Below are 22990 nucleotides of genomic sequence, written 5' to 3' on the forward strand. Positions count from 1 at the left end.
AAGTGGCAGAAGCTGATCAGCCGCCGATACACCAGCATTCTGAAGGCCTGAACAACAGTCCGCAGGCAGGGCACTCAAGAACCGCATCTTTTCTTAGTTTACCTGCTTTCTGATCGGCTCTGTGTGCGCATACCGGGCAGGCAACATGAACCGGTCTTTCTTTAAAATACCTGAGCCCATTTGTATAAGACATAAATAATTCTCTGAGGAATATAGTAGTTATTATACGCTTTAATATAAAAATAACTGGCATAAGTTATGTTAAGTTGTGTCTGAATCAGGATATCAGATATTGAAAATTGAACGTCTCATTTATGGTATACTACCCTTCCGTGAGAAATTTAAGATGAAATCAGAAGACACCCTTGACTGGTATCCGGCACAACTACCGCCTGTGAAAATTATTCTTGGCGAAGCCGTGCTGGCTGTGGGTAAACAGGGCCGACCGATTAATACCCGCACCTTGCTGGAATACCTTCAGGTCATGCAGGACAAACAAAAAAGGCGGGATGACAAAATCGCCATGCAGACTGCGATTGATGTTCTCAGGGATAATCAGCGCATTAACGGCAGACGTTAATGCACCTCCGGGATCAGTGTCAGTTCTGAATGATCTCAACCGTATGGTTTTGTCCATCATCCTTCAGCGGTATTCTGTCATCAGGGAGGAGAACACCATCCAGCGTCACGCAATATTCTGCATCGCCGCGTGAAACACTAATCTGATAATGGCTTTCACCATATTGATATGCCATAGAAAAAGACGACCACTCATCCGGTAACCTGGCATGAACACTAAAGTCAGTGCCGGAACGTTTTATCCCCAGTAATTCCTCGGTAAGTAAACGCCAGGCCCAGCCTGCGGAACCGGTATACCAGCTCCACCCTGCACGTCCGGTATGGGGAGCGACGCTGTAGACATCAGCACTCATGACATAAGGCTCAGCTTTATAAATCCCGACAGAGTCCGCATTCAGGGTATGATTTATAGGGCTGAGCATTGACCAGAGTTGCCAGGCTCGTTCGGTATTCCCCATTCGGGCAAAGGCCATCACTGCCCAGATGGCGCCATGCGTATACTGCCCTCCGTTTTCCCGCACGCCGGGCAGGTACCCCTGTATGTAGCCCGGATTTGGACCGTGTCCGTCGAAAGGAGGCGTTAACAGTTTGATCAGCCCTCCTTCGTTATCCACAAGGTGCTTATCCAGCGCCTGCATGGCCTTTGCGCACCGTCCCGGGCTCGCGGCGCCGGACAATACAGACCAGCTCTGCGCAATCGCATCAATCCGGCAGTCCTGTGAGGTTTTCGATCCCAGGGGAGTACCATCGTCAAAATACCCGCGCCGGTACCATTCCCCATCCCAGGCGTGGGCTTCGAGATTACTTTGCAGGCGCAGAGCCTGTGAACGGCACATCGCGGCGACGCTTTCATCCAGCCTGCGCTCCGCCAGCGCTGCAAACCGCTGCAAAATGTCGTACAGGAAGAAGCCCAGCCAGACGCTTTCACCTTTGCCTTCGATACCCACCCGGTTCATCCCGTCATTCCAGTCACCAGCCCCCATCAGCGGCAGGCCATGCTCCCCGAAGCGAAGTCCATAGTGAATAGCTTTGACGCAGTGTAACCAGAGTGTCTCTTCGGTGCCGCTGATGACCGGCGTGTCATAGACAGACTCTTCACCTGGCTGAAGCGAGCGTCCCTCCAGATAAGGAATGCGTATTTCCAGTGCATCCATATCCCCCGTCGTTTCAACATAGTGGCAAACAGCAAGCGGCAGCCAAAGATAGTCATCGGAACAGCGGGTACGCACACCGTTGCCGTGTGGCGGGTGCCACCAGTGCTGCACATCCCCCTCGATAAACTGCCGTGATGCACAGAGTATTATCTGTTCACGCATCCGGTTCGGAGCAGCGTGGCTCAGAGCCAGCGTATCCTGCAGCTGATCGCGAAAACCAAATGCCCCCCCAGACTGATAGTAGCCACTCCGGGCCATAAGACGGCAGGCGACCGTCTGATACAACAGCCAGCCATTAACCAGTAAATTTACTGACGTGTCGGGGGTGTTAACTACGATTTTATCGAGCACATTGTGCCAGTGATTATGAATCCGGTTCAGCTCCTGGCGGACCGTATCCTCGTTCATGTAGCGGGCCAGCGTCTCCTGAGCACAAACATCATTCTCCTCTGCGCCGAGGATAAAAATAAACGTCCTCTGGTCCCCGTCAATTAATGTAACCGCCGATTGCACCGCTCCGCAGGGATCCAGACCGGCCCCCGTCTTACCAGAAAGCTTTTGCAGTTTCATGGCCGAAGGGGCGTGAAGGGAACCATTACGGCCAATAAACTCCCGGCGGTCCCCTGTCAGAGAACAGTCATTACCGCTGACGGCAAAAAATGCAGTTCGGCCGCCACCATTATCACCATAAAAGTTATTCGCAAGCACCCCGCAGCCGCCGGGCGTTCTGGCCACATGTGTCACAATGTGAGGGGCTGAGCGCGTTCGTGTTTCTCCGAGCGTCCACTCTACATAGCCTGTGACGGAAAGTTGACGTGTCCGTCCCGAAGAGTTACTGAGCGTCAGGAGCACCAGTTTAACCGGATCCGCTTCGGCAACCAGGACCGTCAACTCGCTGTCTATACCATTCTCACGATGGGCAAAAACGCTGTAGCCAAAACCATGGCGGGTCAGGTAATCACCGTGTCCGCGAACAGGTAAAGCCGTCGGCGACCAGCACTCCCCGCTCTCTTCATCGCGCAGGTAAAATGCCTCGCCGTTGCGATCGCTCACCGGATCGTTCTCCCACGGCGTCAACCGGTATTCATGGGCATTCTCATACCAGGTATAGGCCTGCCCTGCCTCTGAGATCACGCTGCCAAAACGGGAATTTGCCAGTATGTTCGACCAGGGAGCCGGTGTAAGCGCATTTTCCCGAAGGACGATCTGATACTCCCGCCCATCCTGAGAAAATCCACCGTACCCATTGAAATGGCATAACTGACTGGTATCAGGGATCCAGTCCGTATGTTGATTACGCTCGCGCACAGCACGCGGAATGAATGCCCTTGCCGGCGATTTCAGGGTATGAATACGCTGGTTAAGCTGCTCAATAATACCCCCTGCGCGATCATCAAGATACAGACAGGCCACGCTCATCAAAAGCAACTTATCCTCAGCGGAGAGATGCTCACCGTTGCGGACAAAAAGCCCGCCCTTTTTATCCAGCAGACTGGCTTCAGACCCGGCATATATTAACTCCATAATCTGATTTTGTAATCCCTGCTGGTAGCCGCCGGGGCTGTTATTCAGGATAACCAAATCAACATTCAGCCCTTTCTGTCTCCAGTAACGGTGTGCCTGAATCAGTGTGGTCACTGAGGTGATACTTTCCTCGCTGGTTATACTCAGCAGCACTATCGGCAGATCCCCTGAAATTGCCCAGCCCCACAGTCCGGACTGGCCACGCCGGTTGCGGCCGATCGCCTGGCCTTCGGCGCGCAGCTCCTGGACAGGGTAAAGCACAGCGCTGGCGAGACAATTGAACAACGTGGCATCATCTTCACTGGCGTTCATCTGGCGCAGTACCACCAGACTGTGAGACCAGGCCAGTTCAAAGACGCGATCGGCGATAGGGTAATCGCGATATTTCTCCAGCAACGCCAGGCTCTGCTGACGGGTCTCGCTGATGCCATAAATGATATCAATCGTAACCGGCTGCCCCGGCTGCAGAATGATTGCGTTGCGAATTGCCAGTATCGGATCCAGCACCGAGCCCGACGTGTTGCTTAGCATCCCTCCCGTCTCTATTGCCTGGGCATTCGCAGGGTTTCTGCCACGTCCAATAAACCTTGCCCTGTCCGTTTCAAACGACACGTTATGTCGGTTATCGCCGTGCACCACCATCATGTGAAACAGGCAAGGACACGGTTCATCCGGTGAGCGCGGGCGCCGGTGGCAAAGAATAGCGTCACGCTCAGGAGCCAGCTCAGTCTGAATAAACAAATTGCTGAATGCCGGGTGTGCCAGATCGCTGGCATCAGATGCCAGTACCACTTCAGCATAGGTTGTCAGCTCCAGAGAGCGAGGCTTGCGACCACGATGAATCAGTGTGAGCCGTCGCAATTCAACATCATCCTCCGGAGAGATCACCACCTGAGTTTTGACGCTGAGTCCCCCTAAGCTGCGTCTGAATTCTGCCCCCGCATCGGTGAACAACACTTCCTCGTCTTGTCCGCTGGTGTAGCCTGTTGGTTGCCAGGTATTGCTCCACACATCTCCCGTCTGGGTATCGCGGATGTAGCAGAATGCTCCCCAGTTATCACGGGTGGTATCACTGCGCCAGCGCGTTAGTGCAATATCATTCCAGCGACTGTAACCACCGCCGCCCGCGGTCAACATCAGATGATAATGGCCGTTGGACAGGAGCTGAATATCCGGGGCGGGGGTATCCACGCTATAGAAAATACGGGGTTCATAGCGAACGGGTTTGACCATGCCCTCATGAGATTCAAAATGACGGCGCGGACTGTACAGATCGACCGCATCCGGCACGCGCTCCTGTAACAGCAGACTCGCTGACCGGAATACCGTGCTGGACATAAAGCGTTCAGTCATGGGGGCGTCAAGCAGCACATGAGCCAGCGCCTGAAATGCCATACCCTGGTGATGCGCCATCCAGGACTGTACCACCGCATAGAGCTGACCGGTTGCAAGACGTGAGGGGGTATAGTCCAGCGCTTCATAAAAACCGTATTCTCCGCGTGCACCATTTTTTTGCAGCCTGAACAGGTTCTCACAGGCTCTCTGTGGGGAAACCATCAGCGCCAGCAGCGTGGCGTAAGGAGCAACAACCATGTCATCGGCAAGTCCCCTGCGCAGACCGAGCCCCGGTACGCCAAATGCCTGATACTGATAATTATGCTGAACATCAAAAGCATGATAGCCAGACTCTGAAACACCCCATGGTACCCCGCGTTCTTTCCCCCAGTGAATCTGGCGCATAACCGCCGACTGACTCATTTCATCGAGCAGGCTGCCGGGCCAGGTGGGCATGACCAGATTCGGCATCAGATATTCAAACATGGATCCGCTCCATGACATCAGGGCAGTTTCATTATCAATCGTGGTAAACAATCGACCCAGCGCGTACCAGCTTTTAAGAGGCAGCTGATTAGTCGCAATGGCAAGAAAACTGGTCAGGCGGATTTCAGACGGCAGGAGATCGTAGTGGCTCTTGTCAGGCATATTGGTGTCACAGTTATAACCGACGCTGAGCAGACTGGTTGCTTCACTGTACAGAAAGGCGAAATCCATCCGGGCATGCTCATCCAGCCGCTGTTCCAGCTCGGTGATAATATTGAGTCGCATTCGGGCCTGCTCCGCCACTGACGCCGGAGCCATTCCTGTACCGGTTAATGTCGGACGGGCAAGCTCGCTCAGCGTCGGCAGCGTCTGTTCATTCCAGGATGCAGGCAACCAGCCAAGCAACAGAGACCACTCATGGCAAAGCTGAACCAGTTGATGCTCCAGATGTCCAGCCCAGCGCATCTGAAGAGGAGACCCCTGATGACATGCGCTGGTCAGATGGTTGCACTGGGTGCGCATGCTTTTCAGTTCGCTGAAAAGCGCCTGCGGAGAGAGCGACACCGCGTTCAGGCAATGCTTGCGCAGCAGTCTCAGGCTGTCAGGTGGGTTCTTACCCCACTGTTTTTCCAGAATATCCAGCGTATCGTTCAGTCCTGCCAGTATCTGTTGGTTGCTTAAAACAGGCTGATGACGCATGGCGGACAGACCTGCACGCAGGGTCAATAAATGCCCGGCCATATTACCGCTGTCGACGCTGGAGATATAGCGTGGACTTAGGGGGACCAGCGTACGGGTGTCATACCAGTTGTAGAGATGGCCCCGGTAGTGCTCCATTTTATCCATCGTGTCGAGCGTGAGCGACACGCGCCGGAGCACCTCTCCGCCAGGCAGGTAGCCAAAGTCCCATGCCGTCAGGTTAGCCATAAGTGAAAGACCAATATTGGTAGGAGAAGTTCGGTGTGCCACCGTCGGTTGTGGCATTTCCTGATAATTATCAGGCGGAAGCCAGTTCTCTTTTGCTGTGGCAAATGTTTCAAAAAAAGCCCAGATTTCACGGCTTGTCTGGCGTAACAGCTGTTTTTGTTCCTGGTTAGGCGAAAAAACCTTACGCACGGGCTGGCGACTCAGCCAGCTCATCAGCAGTGGTGCCACACACCATACCAAACCGATCGGTAACGCAATCCCCAGCAGCTGTGGGGCAAATTGTCCGGTCAGTATTGTCAGCGCCACGCCACCGGCAACGTTCAGCCACATCGCCTGATAAAAACGTGCAACAGTGGGTCTGGCCTGACTGCTGTCCTGGCTGTGGCTGACCCACTGGCTGAGGTGACGCCTGCTTATCCCCAGTCGCCATAGCGTCACGGCGATCGCTTTCAGCGAATATCCGGCTTCGTGCGGCAGTATCGCAAAATTAAGGCTGATACCTGACAGACGCTTTAGCGCGCCCGCCCCCACCAGTAACAGATGTGGCTTCACGCGGCGACGCAGAGGTTTATGCAGAAGGTCGTGGCTAATGCAGAGGATGGCTGGCAACAGCCATATCAGCAACAGTATGCCCAGCCAGTAAACCGGATTGGGTACCCAAAGCAGAGTGAAGAACAGCAATACCAATAAGGAGGGGGCGACCAGACTGCGACGTAGATTATCGAGTAATTTCCAGTAAGAAAGCGCGGTCAGCGGATTCCTGCCCCGGGTTCCATCGGCTTTTCTGACGCGTGGTTTTAGCCAGTTAAGTAGTTGCCAGTCACCCCGGATCCAGCGTGAACGTCGTGCAACATCCGACAGATAATTATTAGGGTACTGTTCGTACAGTAACACCTCGCTCAGCAGACCCGAACGTGCATAGCATCCTTCAAGCAGATCGTGGCTGAGTACCAGATTTTCCGGGCAGATGTTGGTAGTGGCCTGCATAAAAATATCAACATCGTAAATCCCTTTGCCCACAAACGAGCCTTCCCCAAAGAGATCCTGATAAATATCCGAAGACATCATCGAATAAGGGTTATTGCCCGGTACGCTGCTGCGCAGGGCTGCGTAACGCCCCTGACCGTTGCGTGGTATCTCCTCCGCAAGACCGGGCTGTAAAATACCGAATCCTTTGACAACCCTCTGGCGTACCGGATCATACTCAGGCGTATTCAGCGGATGCGCCATCGTCGCGACGAGTTTGTGTGCCGTATCGCGCGGGAGCACCGTATCGCTGTCCAGGGTAATGACGTATTTTATGTGACCCGGTAAAAGGTGGGCAGGCATCTCTGCAACGCTGACGAATTGCGTTCCGGGATGGCGCAACCAGCTGTTCAGTAACGCCAGTTTTCCCCGCTTGCGTTCATAGCCCATCCACGCTCCTTCCGAGGGGTTCCATTCAGGCTGACGATGTAACAGATAAAAACGTGGTCGGCCGGAGGGGTAACGGCGATTAAGCGCCTGCGTATCGGCGATAGCCTTTCTGAGCAGCGCATGACTTTCCGGCGAGGGTTCATTTTCAGAATCAGCAAAATCAGTGAGCAGCGCGAACCTGAGATTTTCGTTTTCATTCCCCAACCAGCAGACTTCAAGACTGGTGAGGAGCTGGCTGAAACTTTCGTGGCTGGTCAGCATGCAGGGAATGACTAACATGGTGGCACTGTCAGCGGGAATACCGGCTGAAAAATCCATCCCCGGCAAGGGGCGAGGAACGCGAAAACGGGTGGTTGCATCACTGAGTAAATCGCTCATTAACTGAGTTAAAGCGATAATCAGAGGTAATATCACAGCGATCAATAGCCATTCTGCGCCCTGCATGGCGGTTTCGTGCAATATTGCTGCGGTCGCTGCGGTTGTCAGCAACGCCAGGCTTCCAAGCCATGACAGCAGGGTTATTCTGTTGAAACTGTGCCGCAAGCGTATGAGCCTTGAGGCGTCTGCCAGGAGATGAATATCCAGCGCCTGTCGACCTTCGCCTGCAAGATAATAACCAACATGATGTTCCGGTGTATCGCGCGCTTTTTCCTCTGAAAGCGCCAGCGCCTTCTCAGCAACATCAGGCTCGCTGAGACCGCTGTCTCTGGCCAGAACCTCAACTACGTGCCGGTAATGATCCCGGGTATTGAAGTGCATCCGGGGATAGATGCCGGCAGGATCATTGCGTAATGTCTGTTCGACAACGCTTATCGTTTCGGCGAAATCAGCCCAGTCCGTTTCACTCACTAATCGCAGGCCCGCGATGCTGTTACTGACGGACAGCTGGCTGGCGGCAAGCTGCTGATTGAAACTATGTATGAGAACGTCAGTGGTGATCCCCTGTTCCCGAAGGCACTGATCAACCCAGGTCAGAGGTAACGACAGCGCGTTGCCATGCCCCTGCAGGCGCCGCACCAGCTCTGCGACAAACGCACTGGTTAACGGAGGTCGGGAGCGCGCCATATCGGCAACTACCATGATTAAATCACCAGGCGCACTCTCTGCGCATTCGACAATCCTTGTTATCCACGTATCGGCAAGGTTTCTGTCTTGCTGCGCTTTTATCACTTCCATACTGATACGACGAAGATTTTCAATCAGTGCCAGGCGCAGCATTCCCGGTAACGCCCAGATTTCACCCAGCGTCAGCGGCGTCACCTGTTGATAGGCAGTGAGATAGCTGGTCAGGCTGGCGGCATCCCAGCGGCCATCGCCGTGAGCAATAGCCTCTGATGCAATATGATAAATTCGTGGGCAATTCAGCGGCGATACCAGCGATGGAAGACCTTTGCCAAAGCTTTTCGGCAGATGCTGGCGGACAGTGCGGATTTGTTCCTCAATCAGATAATAATTGTCCAGCAGCCATTCACCGGCGGGCATGATACTGGTCTTTTTACCCGCGTTAAGCTCATAGCAGTTTTGGGTAATGACGGCCTCATTGTCGCCAAGCCGTTTCAGAAGATAATAAGGATGCTTATCCGGTGATACTTTATGAGTCCGCGCCAGCTTCTGGCCGTAGCGTTCCATCTGGGCGGTCGAAAAGAGTTCTGACCGCGGCGAGCTTTCACCGGCAGGATCGTTCGCCGAAAACGTTATGTTTTCGGCAGCATTCATCAGAATACGGGAGCGGTTAAACCACGCTCTTGGGTTCATTTTCATAGCATTGCTCTGATGCGACGTTAGCGCGCAGGAGCAGTTGCGAAATCAGTTCAGAAACGTTCTCTCAGGATGGGCGTCAGGCATCAGGGATTTAACAGCTGCCGGAATCTAACATAAGTATAGGACATGAGATCTGTTATGCGGTTTTTGTCGAGCTAGCGTCGGGAGATAAACAGAGCCTTACATCCGGGGCAAAGCATGGTCTGGTTGAGCCGAATTTTTGACAACGGTTGTGCTGATTTTAAGCCACAAACAGGACAGGCAGCAGCGGCAGTAGACGCACTGCTGAAGAGTTTCATTGCGTAATTGATAACAGACATAACCATTAACCTTTCAATGAATGAGATTCATCGTACCACATGTGGTTAAGTTTTAATCTATTTATTTTGACACACTGAAAATCAGGAAAGATAAATGTTCGCAGCCACAGGCCCCCTGAGACCGTTTATCCGGCAAAATTCTATGCGCCTTCCAGGGATGAGTAATTCTGATTCGCGGGAGTTAACGGCTGAAATGTGAAGCAGAACGTCTTTTCGGCCATCAGCTGGGATGATGAGGCCTTTACCGCTAAGAATGTCAAAGCTTTTGACAATTCCTGTCATTTTATGGGACAAGTCAATTCCTTATTGAAAACACGTAAAGACTATACATTGAAAATGGCATTCAGCCACTTTTATTTTCCCTACAGGACCTCTGGACGGCTAAAAGATAATTTGCTTATATCGATTCCCTGTGCCTTAATGAATCGCATCAGTTAGATGTACGAATGAAAGTTTGAAATTTTCCGGGCAGTTCTCATTACCAGGTGCTATCGTTGATATCCCCTCTTTTGAGTCCATACATTTAATCTTATACGTTTACTATCAATACAATCATGTATAACGGAGTCAGTATGACCTCTAGAATTATGGGCCTGGTTAAATGGTTTAACGAAGACAAAGGTTTTGGCTTCATCTCTCCTCTTGATGGCAGCAAAGATATCTTTGTCCATTTGTCTGCACTTAATGGCGACAACTTTAAAACTTTATTTGAAGGACAGAAAGTTGAATTCGCCATTCACCGTGGAGACAAGGGGCCTACTGCTGCAAACGTAACACTTTGCGATAAATAAATCATTGTGGGTCTGCGATAACGATGAAGGATTATTCCTGAGTAGACAGATCCATAACTTAAATCAGATGAAAGTCGTTTATTCTTAATATCTGATCAGTATAATTTTCAAAATTATGAGTATGCTAACCGATGTGATGAAGTGCAGTACTACTGCATAAAAAGTCTAAAAGCACAAGCTAACCACATGTTAAATAAGAAGTGCGTAATGGCTTTGACCTTAATGGCATCTGCCAGTTAATATCCACGAGAGAACAGGGTAATAGAATATGATTAAAGTCCTTGTTTTCTTTAATGCTGAATCCTGTAAAGTCATGACCGTTCTGGAAGGTATATCCTCTATCAGGCAGGAATATCCAAACGGTGAAGAAACACATCTTCGGATTATGTCTGCAGGTTTTCCTTCCTTAACTGGCGATCATGGCATTGTTTACGTAGCTACTGACAGGGAGTTAACGTCACAGGAGATACTTGATGCGGCCAGGAAATATTTATAGCATTTTTTTCATGCTCTCTGCTTCACGTTTAATTGCAAGCTTATCCTATTTATCAGAATCGAACAAAAAATGAGTTAAAAACATTTATGGCCTGCTAACAACAGGCTTTTTTTTACATTTAACTTTTAGAACCTTCCTCTGAAAAGAGAGAATAATTCACTTTCCTCGGACAAAATGCAGGCTCTCTCGCCCTACCATCTTGCTTTTTGTGCGAAATCTTCCTAAGCGGCAGGGCTAATTAACTTGTCGACTCTTCTGCTTTCAGTTCATCAAGTATGACTGATGCAACAAGATATAAAGATGTCCGCTTGTGGCACAGTGCGGGCTAACTCACCGAGCATAAAGTCCGCTGTGAGCGAGGAGCGGACATTGTGCTTAAATAATGATGACTCTGGCAGGATGGGTTTTCAATGCCTGGAAGGTAGCCACTAATTCAGGTGACGTAAATGTGTAGCAATCCCCCACTTTAGGCCGATACATTTTCCATTAATCAGGTCGATAACAGAATAACTTGCATTGGGGTGAGCATAGCGAGGGAAACTATTGACAGTCCCTTCTTTAAGAATTGCCAGAGTGCCCTGACTGACATGCCCGTGAGACACAATACATATTGTTTGTTGATGTGATGAGGTATCTTCCAGGTTTTGTAAAAAACGCATAACTCGCTGAGAAGCATGCGCCAGTGACTCCCCCCCAGGTGGACAATACTCTGCATCAAGCCTGAATAACGCATTTGCATAGTTTGGATGTTTTTGTCTGAGTAGTTCTAACGGCATACCTTCAAACTGACCAAAGGCCTGCTCTTTAAGGGCCGGTTCAGCCGTCAGTGAACAATGAAAGTGTTCAGCCAGGCTTTGCCCCATTTGCCAGGCACGCCCAAGCGGAGAAGCGTAAACACGCTCTATTTGATACTCACTTGCACTAAACGCTGCTAGTAGGACGGATGTTTCACGCAAACCCCGACAGGTCAAGGAGCTATCGCTGTGCCCCTGAATAATTCCTTCCCAATTCCACTCTGTTTCTGCGTGTCGAACAAGTATCAATTTCATCGTTAGCTGGCCATGCTCGTTGTTGATCAAAATGTCCCAACTGCGCGATATCAAACACACACCGTTGAAGCAGCGGAAGGCTTTCCTGTTTTGGAAATAATGAACAAGTGTAGCTTATTGCCGTTATGCAGCGGCTCTGGGTGTGGGGCGCTGAATTTTATCCGTAGTTAACTTCCGCTCCTGGCACAATGCGGACCAAGACATCAACAATACTCATCGAACCCTAAGCAGGTCTGAATATCTTGTTGTATAGCGAGGCGAAAGCATTTCTCTCTTCATCTGCCAGGTGGCCTGGATCCCCTGTCCAGCAAAATAGAGAGTTCCCCTTCCGTCCTTTGCATTGAGGTGGTCGAGAACTTCCATCAGTTTCTCACTATTCTGCCTTGGCGCATTATCGTCGAACAGGTTCAGCTGCGCGACACCCTGGCTATAGAAATCACCGAGCATGATCCCCGCTTTCTGATACCTGTGCCCGTCGACCCATATCGCATCCAGGCACTTTACTGCGGCATTGATGATATCCCGGCTATCCTGCGTGGGCGTCAGCAACTTAATGGATCCGCTGTTACCGTAGTATTTTTCGTTCAGCGCAAAGGGAGATGTCTTCACAAAGGTGGAAATATAGCGACAGTACTGATGCTCTCCACGAAGTTTCTCTGCCCCTCTGGCCGCATATGAACAAATAGCCTGGCGCATTTGTTCATAGGTGGTAATGCGTTCCCCGAACGACCGGCTGCAGACGATTTCCTGTTTCACTGGCGCAAACTCTTCCAGTTCAAGACACGGCTCGCCGCGAAGTTCCCGGACGGTTCTCTCAAGCACAACGTTGAAGTGCTTACGGATGAAGCGAATATCCGTATCAGCTAGCTGTAGGACGGTTTTTATCCCCATAGCCTCAAGCTTTTTGCTGATACGGCGACCAACACCCCACACCTCATCAACCGGAAGTAAAGCCATCAGTTTGCGCTGCCGTTCCACATTCGAAAGGTCGACAACTCCGCCAGTGGCTTTCCATGTTTTCGCCGCATGATTGGCGAGTTTTGCCAGCGTCTTTGTTTGTGCGATCCCTACCCCGACCGGGAGCCTGGTATTACGGTAAACGGTATCTTTTAACTCATGTCCGAACTCTTCCAGCACACGACAATTACGTACACCAGTTATATCGCAAAATGCCTCATCAATGCTGTAGATTTCAACTCTGGGACATATTTCCTCCAGTGTCGTCATGACCCTGTTGCTCATATCCGCGTAGAGCTCATAGTTCGAACTGAAGCAAACCACTCCATGCCGGCGGAACTGGTCTTTGCATTTGAAGTACGGATCCCCCATCTTAATACCAAGCTTCTTGGCTTCGGCAGAACGCGCTATCACGCAACCATCGTTGTTGGACAATACGACAACTGGCTTCCCTCGCAGATCCGGCCTGAAAATGGTTTCGCAGCTCGCATAGAAGCTGTTCACATCAACCAGAGCAAACATTACATCACCGGGCTGTCATCAAAACCGGCTTTACTGATGATGTGAGTTACCACTCCTATCAGCTCAACATCCGCTAGCATATCCCCTTCAATAGCGTCGCCGTCCTCCGTAATGAGCGATCCTCCAAGGAAGCGCGCAAACTGCTGTACCCCGCAATATGAGATAAGTAAAACCGCTGATGCTAACGGCGATGATGAGCGCTCAACTACGGCGATGCCACGTTGTGTATCAACGAATGTTGCATGCTGGCTTATGCCGGTTACTTCATAAAACTGTGGTTGTTGAAGCATGATCTGTCACTCCATTTATACTGTTTTTATATACAGTAGTTTTTATGGAAGAGGAGATCAAGACAGGGAGCGTCTATTGATGAATGCCATTGTTGTAACGCAATGCTTCGCAAGGATTTGCTGAGAAAATTGATAATGTGTTTATCACACCATCTGCGAACACATCAGTCACCTGCTACGTGGTTGCTATAGTTTACGGTACACATCGTAATTCATTTCTCTGAAACCAATTATTTTTCCACAGCAAATCCCAGGTTCTGTTCTATGTTTAAGTCCCTACTCAGTTATATACCCTAATCACAAACGAATTTACAACCGGTAAAATGTTCATCATTAAGATACGCATTGATCATCAAACGCTTTAGTGAAACTAAATTCAGTCATCATACTTTTAAATTAATCCAACTTGCACAAAATACTGTTTGTTTATACAGTTAAATGAAATATACAGAAAGCAAGAGAGGCAAGAATGATTACTGATGACACTTTAAGAGAAGATTTAAACTCTCCACAAGAGGGGTTTGGAGGAGACCTGGTTAATACTCCTTATCACATGAGTGTAACCAAATTACTAAGTCTAGGTCGTATAGTATACCCAGAAATGTATGGCATAGATTTACCTGCGCCAACGGATGACGATTTATGGACTTCAATGTTTAAGGGACTCTCCGAACTAGAGGATACATCATTATCTAGCGACTTACCTTACACCATTGACTTACGTGGGAAAACATACACACTCAAATCCACCCACAAACTCGATATTAATTTTAATATTATCAATGGTACTATTTTAATGGCTGGCGGTCAGATAGTTATGGGTGATGAGACCAGTGGGACCAAGACAAGAAGGCATTATCTTAGGGACCTCAAGGTTAGATATATCGATGATGGAAAATCTTACTATAATGATGCCTTAATTAAAATTGCCAGGTGTTATAATACATTTGTCATCAATTGTGACTTTTGGGCAGGAATCTCTACAAATAAAGATGCCGATGGCAATCCGCTTCGAGCCAGATATGGCCTGTGGCTTGGTTCAAAAAGAGCCTGGGGATGCTCAATAATTGGTGGGGAGTATTACGGTGGGCAAATTTGTTGTCGCATAGGATATACCAACGACCATACCGGCATAACAGTAACTGGCGGAGCTACATTCCACCATGGATTAGTAGGCAATCTGTTAATGTGCAACCCTGCTGGTTCTATGGTATCCGGGTGTAACATTGAGCATTCTGAAGATGGCGCATGGGGTTTGGCCATTACTTCTAACACCAACAGTGGTAGTAATTCAGCGCATGGTGTAATAATTGAAGGGTGTTATCTGTATAATAACGGGAATGGCACGAACGGAAATGCTAATACTGAAGCTGGCGTCTTAATAGGTTGCGATGTTCCAGGAACAAATGGATTTGATAACAGTGGAGTAATGATATCAAGTCTTAACACTGCTCATAGCATCACTGTAAGAAATAGCTATATTGTTTCTCCAAAGCAATTACGAGCAGTTAAACTGAGAGGATTGTATGGGTTAAAAGTTGAAGATAATAAATATGGTGTTGCACTCAATGAAACATATGGATTTTCTGTTGAGGGAACAGCAGCAAGAACGTTTATTATTAACAATAGGAATCAATCAACAGGTATTTCAGATGAAGTTGAATATTCCTCTACAAATAAACCTCAGATTGGTGGAAGAGTCGGCACCTATACTCCTGGTGTTGCAGGTAAGGATATACCAGGAAACATTAGTTACAGTTCCAGAGGCTGTGATTATTACATAGATAATGGCATGTGCAATCTCTCATTATGGTTAGCTGTAAGTTCAGTTAATACAAAACCCTCTGGTGATTTATTTATTAAGCTTCCAGTACCTATTAGCTTGGGGAAAAAATCTGGATGCGGTGTATTTACACTGGAACTAGATGGTTCTGTCACACTCGCCACAGGGATCAGTGTACCAAACAATTCATTACCTGTGACCGCATCAATTACGAATGGAAATGAAATGAAACTTTATATCGCAGGAGTTCCGATGCAGGGGAACGTAATAAAAAGCCTAACCGAAATTCAACTTTCTATATTATACCCTGTTGATGGGGCTATTTTCACAGGTTAGAAAAGTGGCAACCACATTCATTTTTATCCTTGAACATGCTGCCACCCGCAAAGGTGGCAGCATGCATTCAGACCAGCCCTCTCTCATGGAGAATATCCATCCCCACACTCACCATCGCATCACGCTGATCTGCAGTGAACGCGCCGTCATAGTAGGCAACGCACGCAATGTCACCGTACATAGACGAGGTGGTGAGGCCGTTGGGATCGCCACCGATGCTGACAGCCGTATCAAGCGACGTGTTTTCCGGGAAGCCGGTACCGATAGGACCATACTGCAATCCGGCATCACTGATCCTCACGCTGGCCGCTTTAGTGACCGGGTCAAATACGCCTACAGCCACATACCATTTGCCGATTTCCGCGTTGATAACACTGGCGGCAGCAATGGTCCCCGGCGTGCCACTCGGGTAGATATAGGACATGTAGAAGCCGCCGCTGTAATAGAAGTTAAAGCCTGCGCTGTTTACACGATTGCTGAGGATGTTGATATAGCGGTCAGCGGCATCCAGCTTAAACGCGACGATGAACGATACGGCGCCCTGTCCGGCCTTCACCAGGTCAGTCACTGACGGTTTTGCACCGTTAGGGTAATGGAGGCCCCAGTCGCGGATTTGACCGCCATTTGGTTTGACGGTATAGCCGTGCCCGCTGTTGTCCAGTGGGTTCAGCAGGTCGAAACTGGCAATGGTCGGGAGCGGTGATTTGCTTTCCAGTTTTGATTTGATGGTCACATAGTCGTGGTTCCAGTCGGTGACAGGAATAACTTGATTGCAAAGAATGCGAACGCCAGCCATGGTGGCTCCTTGTTAAATATTGGGTGAGTGTTCAGGAGTGCCGCGATTTTCGTTGCCGGTACCGTTCAGGGTGCCGGTATAGGTCGCCCCGTTCATCGGGTCGAACCAGTCACAGCCCGTCGCCCGGACATTGGATGTATCGAAATAAAGAGCCCCTGTTGAGTCAGGGATAAGCTGAATATCCGCGCCGGTTACCCGGCAGCGGTTCCCGGTATCGCCGACGCTGTAGCGCGCCAGTAAGCCGCCGGCAATGTCGAATTCGGCTTTTACCCCGGCGGCGTTGATAATCGACGGATAGCAGTTACGCAGCGTCACTTTCGGGCGATATGAATATTCGCTGGTGCGGTACGTCGTGCCCCCGACAACGGTGTCCCATGAAGAGGCCGCGCCTGGCATGTACACCGTCGGGCAGGCGTTCTGCGCGATGACCGGATTATTGATGATGCTGATGACGTCCTCGGCGATAATCTCTGCGTTCGTCCCGTTCGGGCGGAGTTTAGTCCGGCTGGCAAACGGGTTCTGCGCCATGTCGGCTCCGCAGCGAAACACCGCCATCACCGCATTCTTACCGTCAGGCACGTTAATTGCGGTCATGCCCTGCACTTTCACCATATCCGGCAGATAGGTTTTCTGGGCGGAGTTGTAGAGGTTACGGAACGGACGGCAGAAGGTGAACGCAAAATTATCAGGCAGGGAAGCCGGCACACCATCCAGATCAAAGACAATATCTTTCCCGGAAATCACATGCGGGTTTTTGGTCGACACACCATAATCAACCGATGTCCCGCTGTTCATACGAACAATATCAAACGACAGCACGTCAGACGCCCAGGCATTCGTGATATTGCGGTCGAAACGCACCACCAGCCCATCGATAGCCAGGTTACACTCGCAGTCCCCGGCGTAGTCTTCGCGCATATTGATAAAGAAATTCAGCCGGTCTTCGATATGCCCGGTCTGCTCCAGGCTGTACTGCGTGATATTGAAGTCACAGTCACGAAGTGCGAACTGGCCACCGCCCTGCAGGAATATCTGGCGCCCCTTGAATTTCGTCCTGCTGATGTAGATGTCATAGCCGAATGAGTGAAAATCGAACCGGTTCATGACCGACTCGGTAATAAATACCCGCTTCAGACCATGATGCCCCTGGAATCCCCAGCCGTAGAGGCCGTAATATCCGCTGATGTGAATATCGATACTGTTACGGAAGCAAACCACATACGCGCCGCCGGAAGTGTTCGGGATACATTCAGCTGCTGCGTTACGGCAGTGAATATCGGTCACGCCATACGAGCCGATCGCCACGCGGGACTCGATATCGCCCGTCGCCCAGTTATCCATCACCAGATTTTCAATGTTGACCTGCGAGCGCTCAACCTGAATGTTCACGAATTTGCGACCGTTGCCTGCTTCAAAAAACGCCGGGGGCTCAAAGTTAAGCCAGGCATTTTCTTTCGGCTGGATCCAGGCTTCCGTGATGGTGCCCGCCGGGATATTTTTGACCAGTACATCAGAAACCGCGCCATTACGACCGATGCGGGTGAAGTCCCGGAAATGAACCTGGTTACGGACGTTAGTTTTATTCCCGCTGCGGTACAGCTCGACGGAAGAAGAAATAAAGCCAAACAACCCACCCCGGTACTGGCTTAACTTCGGCATCGGGATATCCATGCTCCCGCGCTTCAGATATGACGAATAAGAGGTATTGAGTTCGTTCAGTTCAGCCGCGGTAAAGTTGATGCGAGACTTACCCTGGATGCGGAACATATACATCGGGTCAGGGGCGCCATCATCCACACCATCCACTTTCCCCCAGCGGGTTTCATCCGTTCCGCTGCGATTGCAGGTGACGATCGTAGAGCCGCTCAGATAAGCAGACGTCCTCACCACAATTTCGCTGCTCACCCACAGGAACCGCCCGACATTCTGGACTACCGGGATAGCGTGCTTAGCCGCGAAGGCATGGCAACGGGCAATGGCCTGATCCGCCGGCTCAATATCAGCCAGTAACGCCTGCGCCGCGGACTCATTACCCTGCGCAGAGAGCGCGGCATAATTCTGATAAACCGACTCAGGGATCCGGGGCGCGCCAAACATGTCATAAGAGACAAAGTCACACTGGCGGATCCAGCGGCGCCCATCAGTACCGACCAGCACTCCACCGCCATCATCTGGAGACGTCGTATCGGAAGCGTCGACTACAAACCGGCCATTGATACGCTCGCCCACAACATCGCGTACAGTGGCGTCGCCAGTGTAATTACGGATATCGTCATAACCCACCGCCGTATCACCGGGGGTAATCCCGCCAGCCTGCCCGCCGCCGCTGTCGCTCCCGCCCCAGCCGACTTTCGTCCCGTCTTCCTTAACCCCTGCAATCACCAGACCGTTGCGCGAATAAATCAGGAACAGCCAGCCGTCCGGCGCGTTGTTGTCAATCACGCTCCCGTTGAAGTTGAGACCTGAGTCGCCGGTCACCAACTGCGCGACTGACTCAAACTCAGTGACGCCGTCCGTGCTTCTGATGCGAAATGGGCGAATACCATTGCTGGACACGATATCAAACAGTGAATCAGGTGATTCCTGTAATGACCGGGTACGTTTGTCGATCTCATCAACAAGTGCGGACGACGGCATTTTTCGCCCTGTAGCGACCAGCGTTCCGCCGTTATTGATGACCTCAATAGCAAGCGCCGTATCGTCCGGACTGCGGTAATACGTTGTGCTCCCTTCGGGGATATTGGCAATATCCGCCTGTGCAGCCTCAAGTGTCATGTACTGCCTGCTGAGCGGTATCAGGTTTTGACGAATTTCATCATTCTTCGCCATCATCTGGCGCCATGAGTACAGCGGATCTCCGGCACGGTCGGGAACATCGGCAGCGGGTCCGTTGACCAGTTTATCCAGGCGCGTGGCGTTATCGAGCAACACTACGGGAGAATTACTCCCCAGCGGCGGATTAAAGGCCATGTTTTTTGCTCCAAAAAGAGGCTTCGCCCAAACGAGGGTTTGAGCGAAAGAAAGTTAATCGGGGAAATTTATGGTTTTAAGAGACGCTGCCGGGGTAACTGGCGTCGTCGTACTGGTAGAAAATGTCGCTGTATTGTCTTGTCGTCACCTGGCAGGTTCCGTCCGCCTGCGGGGCTATCTCCTCAAAAATGGCATCGTAGACACTGCGCGTTGAGCTGCAGAACACCAGCCGCGGTGGCTCAATGCTCGGATCGTCCAGCAGAATTTCATCAAAAGCAGCCTGCCACGGAACGGACAACTGATAATCCCCGACAAAGGTGGCCACCAGCAGCCCGGAGGCCGAACCATCCTGGTAACGCAGAATTGCGCGCGGGTTTTCAAAGGACCAGTCCAGCGGCTCGGAGACGGTAAATACCGTTTGACCGCCAGATGTGGCCATATCCATAACCAGACTACTTACCGTTTTATTTCCCGGAATGTCATCCGTCAGCAGAATGCGGTCGCCATACTGATAGACCAGCGCATCCAGTTCTGTTGTCGTGTTATGGCCCAGCCGCTGATAGAGGTATTTCATCAGGCGGCGCATGCCGATTTGATAGGCGCGGTTCGGGTCCAGCACCCCATCGAGGGTATAACTCTCAATTTTCCTCGGTGTGGGGTTATCCGGAGTCCGGCATTGCACCGTTTCTTCTGACCACGTCGTGCCATTGATATAAGTGACATCCACACCATCGTAATCATCGGCGGACGGCGCCGAGAAGGTGGTCTGTAACTCTTCGGTCATTTCATGCGGGCTGATAATGCCGGACCAGTTCTTAATCCCTTCCCTGCCTACAGATGCGAGCCCATCACTCAGCAGGAAATACGATTTCCCCGCTGTGGTGATCTTCTGCAGCATTTCCAGCGCGGAGACACTGTCGCCTGTCGCGAAGTCGAAATACTCATTTTTCGGGGTCCAGTAGGTTGCCTCAAGGGCATTAATGGCTTCGGTGTCCATCGCCAGCCCGAGCGAATTACCGACATGAAACAGCGCGCTGGAGATACGCCGCGGAGCGCCATTATCATAAATTCGCGTGGCCACAACGTTTACGCGCCGATCGGACTGCGCCGCCAGTTTGCCCCCAGTCTCGACCGTCACACCCATTAGCGAAACACCTGCGTAAGAGGCTGGACGGTTAAGCAAACGGCCACGCAACGACTGCCAGTACATCGAGTCACGCGCATTATTGCTGCCCTGCTCATTCTGGCGGCGCATCCGGACTTCAACCAGCGCAGGAGTGCTTAGCGTGATTCTGTGCGTATAACCGAGGGCATTAACGTTTTTGTTTTCATACTGGAATGATGCGGTCTGCCAGCCGCCGCCACTTCCATAGGTTCGGTACTGAATATCCACCCCGGTATGACGGACGCGTTTTTTCCCTTTGTTATCAAATCCACATAACCCACCAGGGAAAGAAACGTTGACCTCAAAGGCATCAACTACCTCATTATCAGGACAAGCCAGAAATGGCCCCATCCACGTATTACTGTCGTTAATCCCTGTCGCCTGGTAATCGATCATTGTCCTGGGTGAAAAGCCAGGCCAGGTTGCATCAATGGTGCCATTCACCATACGCTGAACCGTTGCGGTCGTACCGTCAGTGGATGCGATACGGTATTCATTACCGCGGTGCGAAAGTGATAATCGCTGTGTACCCTCAGGAATGCCGGAGAATGCCGCGCCGGTGCCGCAGCCATACGCAAGGGTGACATTGGCGGTGATCGCCGGGCTGCCGCCGCTGGATACGGTTCCATCTGTAAACGTCGGGTTATCCCCGAACACAGAAGCCGGGAGTGATGAGGCGATAATACTGCCGCCCAGCCACGGACTGGACTTCTCAACGATGCGAACAACCCCGCCATCATCCTGCGCTACCAGATTAGACCCGGCGATCGCTTCATTGATTGCCGCCAGCAGGCCAGACATATTGCCGTAGTTGGCGATAAGCGAAACGGTATAAGTTGTCGCCAGCCAGGTCAGGTTAAACGTCTGGCTGTTAGTCGAAAAATCATAGGTTGTTGGTGCTGCACTTGCACGCAAAGAAGCAGCCGATCCCCCCACACCCGGAACAGCATCCTGTTTGGGCGTGAACGTCGCGATAAAGAGATCATATTCCGCCCCGTTAATTTCCAGCGCAACGGGCATGCCGGCAAAGGGGTTAATCTCAGTCAGCGTGTCACTGAACAGGACGCTGTAACCCGATGAAGAAGAGATCAGGTAGTTGGTCGGCGCGATGATAGTCACCAGCGCACCTTCCACCCAGGACTCAGGCAGAGAATCATCGCCATCATCATCACTCAGCCCGGTGAACGAAACTGACGATCCTGAAACGGTCATGCTGTCGGCGGTAATATCGGATGAATCCGGCGCCGTCTGCGCCATATCAAGTCCGCTGCCGCTGGACGTTCCGCCCACCTCGGTAGAATTGAACCAGTTTTCACTGCGGCGATCACCTGAAACATTTGCTCCCGGCGGATACAGTGTCCAGGAGAATGAATCACCCAGGGCGGAAATAGGCGTCGAACCAATCCTGATATCGCCGTTGGCAAATGCCACATTTCCACGACTCACGCAGACCAACATCTCTATTGTCATTCTGGTTGGGTCATCAGGGTTAAAACGACTGACCGGCTGAACAACATAATCCGGATAAACCCGCGCACGCCCGAATAATTCCCGAATAGGATCGCCCAATTTGGCCGTATTAGATTTTGCCGGATTTAAATCCAAGGATTTCCCTGTTGATGAACCATATCCTCCTGAGTCGAGGTTATTCATCATGTAGATAGAATATGCCGCAGCTGCTACCGCTACGACTAGAGCCGCTATAGCAAAGCCTGCTGCGTAAGGAACGGGGTAAATCTTTACGTCAGTATCTGGTACCAGTTCGCACCGCGGCCATTCCTCTGATTCGACGGGCACGCCATCAATTTCAACGCTTATTGGCTGCGGCATTCCGGGATCATAATTTTCGACATTCCTCTGCATCCACTCATGCAGAGTCGTCCGTGCGTGCTGATGGGTTTCCAGTGGTCCGCCAGGTAACCGGGAGGGATAAATACAGATCGTCATCGCCAGAATTCCACCTTGATAAATCGCCGTTTAAATTTCCAGACCGGCATAAAAGAAACGTTCGAGCCGGGGTTACATTCCGCTACCTGCAGCAACCCGTTCAGCTCAACAACAATCCCCACATGGGTGACCATTGTTCCCGAATAACACGCCACGCCAGCGCCGACGCAGGGCTCACAACGCTCAAGCTGCAACATCATTTTTCTGGCTTCTTTATCAAGGCCGCCGCCGTCTTTGGTCACACCTGTAAAGTCAGGCCATTCAGGTAGCCCAAGATCTCGGCGTATCTCATTCACGATGCCAAAACAGTCGAGTTTGGGAAAAGAGCGACCGCCCTTCAGCCAGGTGACCGAAAGGTATTTATCAGGTTCAAACATGGGGAAACC

14 protein-coding genes and 1 pseudogene are annotated in these 22990 nt (G+C 51.0%); 4 read left to right on the plus strand and 11 right to left on the minus strand.

Annotated elements, in window-relative coordinates; genetic code table 11:
* Positions 1-16: 16 nt before the first annotated feature.
* Positions 17-253, minus strand: a complete 237-nt coding sequence (locus EAE_RS25620; RefSeq protein WP_400215914.1) for a YnfU family zinc-binding protein — start codon at positions 251-253, stop codon at positions 17-19.
* A gap of 93 nt (positions 254-346) precedes the next feature.
* Between EAE_RS25620 and EAE_RS21195 the strand changes: the two genes are divergently transcribed.
* Positions 347-580: a hypothetical protein gene (locus EAE_RS21195; protein WP_004132711.1), complete on the plus strand. Its 234-nt coding sequence runs from the start codon at positions 347-349 to the stop codon at positions 578-580.
* Between the two features lie 19 nt (positions 581-599).
* On the opposite strand, the gene EAE_RS21200 is transcribed toward EAE_RS21195, so the two are convergent.
* The 3 genes from EAE_RS21200 to cspF all read right to left on the minus strand — a co-directional run bounded on the left by EAE_RS21200 (position 600) and on the right by cspF (position 9796).
* Entirely contained in the window at positions 600-9182 is an 8583-nt protein-coding gene (locus EAE_RS21200; RefSeq protein WP_015705673.1) for a GH36-type glycosyl hydrolase domain-containing protein, read from the minus strand.
* 155 nt (positions 9183-9337) lie between these two features.
* Entirely contained in the window at positions 9338-9508 is a 171-nt protein-coding gene (locus EAE_RS25325; RefSeq protein ID WP_313899840.1) for a YnfU family zinc-binding protein, read from the minus strand.
* Between the two features lie 75 nt (positions 9509-9583).
* A complete protein-coding gene (cspF, locus tag EAE_RS21205) occupies positions 9584-9796 on the minus strand; it encodes a cold shock-like protein CspF (RefSeq protein WP_015705674.1) in 213 nt (70 codons plus the stop codon).
* 278 nt (positions 9797-10074) lie between these two features.
* On the opposite strand from cspF, the gene EAE_RS21210 reads away from it, so the two are divergent.
* Positions 10075-10293 (plus strand): cold shock domain-containing protein, encoded by a 219-nt coding sequence (locus EAE_RS21210; protein WP_015705675.1) that lies wholly within the window; start codon positions 10075-10077, stop codon positions 10291-10293.
* Positions 10294-10561: 268 nt separating this feature from the next.
* Positions 10562-10789, plus strand: coding sequence for a hypothetical protein (locus EAE_RS21215; RefSeq protein ID WP_010434226.1), 228 nt, complete (start codon positions 10562-10564; stop codon positions 10787-10789).
* Positions 10790-11217: 428 nt separating this feature from the next.
* Here EAE_RS21215 and EAE_RS21220 read toward each other — a convergent pair whose 3' ends face one another.
* From EAE_RS21220 to EAE_RS21230, 3 genes are all read right to left on the minus strand, one after another.
* Positions 11218-11838: a histidine phosphatase family protein gene (locus tag EAE_RS21220; RefSeq protein ID WP_072057102.1), complete on the minus strand. Its 621-nt coding sequence runs from the start codon at positions 11836-11838 to the stop codon at positions 11218-11220.
* 213 nt (positions 11839-12051) lie between these two features.
* Positions 12052-13317 carry a Y-family DNA polymerase gene (locus EAE_RS21225; RefSeq protein ID WP_015705677.1) on the minus strand — a complete coding sequence of 422 codons (1266 nt, stop codon included), beginning with the start codon at positions 13315-13317 and terminating at the stop codon, positions 12052-12054.
* Positions 13317-13607: a hypothetical protein gene (locus EAE_RS21230; RefSeq protein WP_015705678.1), complete on the minus strand. Its 291-nt coding sequence runs from the start codon at positions 13605-13607 to the stop codon at positions 13317-13319. Before EAE_RS21230 ends, EAE_RS21225 begins: the two co-directional genes overlap by 1 nt.
* A gap of 469 nt (positions 13608-14076) precedes the next feature.
* On the opposite strand from EAE_RS21230, the gene EAE_RS21235 reads away from it, so the two are divergent.
* A complete protein-coding gene (locus EAE_RS21235; RefSeq protein WP_164926753.1) occupies positions 14077-15726 on the plus strand; it encodes a hypothetical protein in 1650 nt (549 codons plus the stop codon).
* A gap of 67 nt (positions 15727-15793) precedes the next feature.
* On the opposite strand, the gene EAE_RS21240 is transcribed toward EAE_RS21235, so the two are convergent.
* The 4 genes and pseudogenes from EAE_RS21240 to EAE_RS21255 form a co-directional block, all read right to left on the minus strand.
* Entirely contained in the window at positions 15794-16522 is a 729-nt protein-coding gene (locus EAE_RS21240) for a LamG-like jellyroll fold domain-containing protein (protein WP_015705680.1), read from the minus strand.
* 2601 nt (positions 16523-19123) lie between these two features.
* A pseudogene (locus tag EAE_RS25490) lies at positions 19124-19492 on the minus strand (hypothetical protein); the annotation flags it as partial.
* A 76-nt stretch (positions 19493-19568) separates the two neighbouring features.
* The gene (locus EAE_RS21250) at positions 19569-22604 is read right to left on the minus strand and encodes a host specificity factor TipJ family phage tail protein (protein WP_164926755.1); all 3036 of its coding nucleotides are present in this window, start codon (positions 22602-22604) and stop codon (positions 19569-19571) included.
* Positions 22601-22981, minus strand: a complete 381-nt coding sequence (locus tag EAE_RS21255; protein ID WP_015705683.1) for a hypothetical protein — start codon at positions 22979-22981, stop codon at positions 22601-22603. Before EAE_RS21255 ends, EAE_RS21250 begins: the two co-directional genes overlap by 4 nt.
* Between the last annotated feature and the right edge of the window lie 9 nt (positions 22982-22990).

This window comes from Klebsiella aerogenes KCTC 2190 (genome assembly GCF_000215745.1).
Lineage (GTDB): Bacteria > Pseudomonadota > Gammaproteobacteria > Enterobacterales > Enterobacteriaceae > Klebsiella > Klebsiella aerogenes.